This window comes from Pseudomonas sp. (assembly GCF_041601375.1).
Lineage (GTDB): Bacteria > Pseudomonadota > Gammaproteobacteria > Pseudomonadales > Pseudomonadaceae > Aquipseudomonas.
The window spans coordinates 1-3,088 of sequence record NZ_JBFIIG010000284.1 but is presented as its reverse complement, the minus strand read 5'-3'; the positions used below and the strand labels follow the sequence as shown (position 1 = coordinate 3,088).

The following is a 3,088-nucleotide window of genomic DNA, read 5'->3' as shown; positions in this document are numbered from 1 at the left end:
TGTTTTTGTCGCAGGGCTGGCCTGGGTGATGCTTTGGGTTTTGGGGCGGACGTTGTCCGCCATCGCAGCTGAAGCAGCTCCTACAGGGGGGATGTGGTGCTCTTGTGGGAGTGGCCGGGCGGCGTTCCGTTTTAGCCGCGAATGGCGCAGGGCCGCCGCGGGCGGGCGCTTTGTTCCTTGTGGGGGGACTTGTCCGCGAGTGGAGTTGGCCCGACCGGCAGTTCGCGGCCAAGGCCCCTGCCGGCCATAGGCGAATCAGGCGCTGGACGCGGTCTTCGCGCAATCAGGTTGCGCGGTAAAGGTTTTGTTGGAGTCCACCAGGCCAACCTTCTCCAGGGTGCGTCGGCCGATAAGCACCGGATAGTTCATCCGGTCTCGATCATTCAGTGAGAACTGCTCTTCATACACCTGGTTGCCTAGGCATACTTTCATCAATACGACTGTGCGTCTCTCTGCCCCGCCGGCGCCGCGCACCTTGATGGCTCGTTCTACCTGGCGCTCGAATTGGGCGTTCACTTGCTTATTGGTGTCGATGTCTTCCAGCTCAATGTTGAAGCGTACCCAGTCTTCGCCATCTTTCTGGAAGCGTTCGATATCTTCGGCATGCATCGAGGAGGTCAGTGCGCCCGTATCGAGCTTGAACTTCACCGCCAGATTCTCAGGCAGGATCAATCCTTCCTCAACCCAGCCAAGCACTTGTTGAGTTGCGGCGAAAGCCGGCGCAGTGCAGAGCGAAAGCAGGAGCGCCGACTGCAACAGGCACTTGGCAAGTCGACAGTTGAGTGGTTTTTTATTGAGCATATGCGTCCTCTTTCATTAGCTTGCTAAGAGTAAAGTAGAGTCGTCAGCCGGCGATACGTTCATTCCGCCGCTGCTGGCAGGATGGCTCTAGCGCGGCGCCGCCTCGCTATGTGAGTTGCCAGCGTTTGCCCAGAGCCCTCCTACGATTTATGAGCGGAGTACCTATGCGCGTCACCTGGGACATTTTCTGTAGCGTGGTCGATAACTACGGCGATATCGGCGTGACCTGGCGCCTGGCCCGGCAGTTGGCGGCCGAGCAGGGTGTGGCGGTGCGCCTGTGGCTGGATGACCTCGGTGCGTTCGCTCGCCTGTGTCCGCAGGCCGACAGGCAGGCGGCGCAGCAATGGCAGCAGGGCGTGGAGGTTCGCCAGTGGCCGCGGTCTTGGCAGCCTGTGCAGCCGGCGGATGTGGTGATCGAGGCTTTTGCCTGCGAGTTGCCGGGCGCTTATGTCGCGGCGATGGCGGCGCGGCCGCAGAAAGTGCTGTGGCTGAACCTGGAGTACCTCAGCGCCGAGGATTGGGTCGAGGGCTGCCATGGTCTGCCGTCCTTGCAGTCCAATGGCCTGCAGAAGTTCTTCTTTTTCCCCGGCTTTACCGCAGGCAGTGGGGGCTTGCTGCGTGAGCGCGATCTGCTGGCTCGGCGCCGGGCGTTTCAGGCCGATCCGCTGGCGCGTGCGGCGTTTCTCCAGGGGCTGGGGGTGGCGCCGATTGCGGGGGCGCGGCTGGTGTCGTTGTTCGCCTACGAGAACCGCGCCCTGGCCAGTTGGCTGGAGGCCCTGGCGGCGGACACCCGGGTGACCCAGTTACTGGTGCCGGAAGGGCGCATTCTCGCCGATCTGCACGCCTGGCTCGGTGGTGCGGCGCTGGTGGCCGGCGATCGCCAGCAGCGCGGTCAGTTGCATGTCCAGGTGTTGCCCTTCGTCGAGCAAGATCAGTACGACCGCCTGCTCTGGAGTTGCGACTTCAATGCGGTGCGCGGTGAGGACTCGTTCGTGCGGGCGCAGTGGGCCGGGCGGCCGTTGCTCTGGCACATCTATGGGCAAGAGGAGGACGCCCACTGGGACAAGCTCGAGGCGTTTCTGGCGCTGTATACCCAGGGTTTGTCGCCTGCCGCGCGTGCGGCGCTGGAGGGCCTGTGGCGGGCATGGAATGCCGGTGACGCCATGGGCGCGAGCTGGCAGGCCGTGCTGCAGGAGTGGCCGGAACTGGCCGAGCATGCCGAGCGCTGGTGTCTGCAGCGGGCTTCTCAGGCCGATCTTGCCGAGGCACTGGTAGAGTTTTACCTAAATTGGCTATGATACGCGGCCTAGATTTCCGTATCTCCATCCAAATCCGGATATTAGTATGAAAACCGCACAAGAAATGAAGCCCAACAGTGTGGCCCTGATTGACGGCCAGCCTTGGCTTATCCAGAAGGCCGAGTTCACCAAGTCCGGCCGTAACAGCGCTATCGTCAAAATGAAGCTGCGCAACCTGCTGACTGGTTCTTCGACCGAGACCGTGTACAAGGCCGACGACAAGCTCGAGCCGGTCATCCTCGATCGCGTCGCTGTGACCTACTCCTATTACAGCGAGCCGAACTACGTCTTCATGGACGATGAGTTCAATCAGTACGAGCTGAACAAGGACGACCTGGAAAGCGTTCTGCCGTACATCGTCGACGGCATGACCGATATCTGCGAAGCCGTGTTCTTCGAAGGCAAAGTGGTTTCGGTCGATCTGCCGACCACCATCGTTCGCCAGATCACCTACACCGAAGGTTCCGCCCGTGGCGACACTTCCGGCAAGGTGATGAAGACCGCCAAGCTGAGCAACGGTACTGAAGTCAAGGTTGCCGATTTCTGCAACATCGACGACTGGATCGAGATCGACACCCGCACCGGTGAATACAAGTCCCGCGCTAAAGCACCAGTCTAACTACTGGCTTTACCCGCGAGCAGAAGAAGCCCGGCCTTGGTGTCGGGCTTTTTTCTGCCTGGGAATTGCCGGGCGCGATCTGGACGACGTTTCGTTCGGTCCGTAGGGCGGTCCGGGCGGCGTTCCGATCGGAGCGCAGCGACAGCCCGCCAGTTTTGTACCGTGTCGGGCATCCATGGTGCACTGCCTGCGGGTAGGGCGGCTTCGGAGCGCAGCGACAGCCCGCCAGCTTTTGTGCCGCGCCGGGCAACCATGGTGCACTGCCTGCGGGTAGGGCGGCCTCGGAGCGCAGCGACAGCCCGCCAGCTTTTGTGCCGCGCCGGGCAACCATGGTGCACTGCCTACGGGTAGGGCGGTCGGGGCGCCGTCC

At 62.1% G+C, this 3,088-nt stretch carries 3 protein-coding genes; 2 read left to right on the top strand and 1 reads right to left on the bottom strand.

Annotation, left to right across the window (positions count from 1 at the left end):
- Positions 1-255: 255 nt before the first annotated feature.
- Complete coding sequence (locus ABZE94_RS21060) at positions 256-801, bottom strand: ATP-dependent zinc protease (protein WP_372878127.1); 546 nt, start codon at positions 799-801, stop codon at positions 256-258.
- A 164-nt stretch (positions 802-965) separates the two neighbouring features.
- Between ABZE94_RS21060 and earP the strand changes: the two genes are divergently transcribed.
- Positions 966-2,099, top strand: coding sequence for an elongation factor P maturation arginine rhamnosyltransferase EarP (gene earP / locus ABZE94_RS21055; protein ID WP_372878125.1), 1,134 nt, complete (start codon positions 966-968; stop codon positions 2,097-2,099).
- Positions 2,100-2,145: 46 nt separating this feature from the next.
- The gene (gene efp / locus ABZE94_RS21050; protein WP_238043280.1) at positions 2,146-2,718 is read left to right on the top strand and encodes an elongation factor P; all 573 of its coding nucleotides are present in this window, start codon (positions 2,146-2,148) and stop codon (positions 2,716-2,718) included.
- The last annotated feature ends 370 nt before the right edge of the window (positions 2,719-3,088 follow it).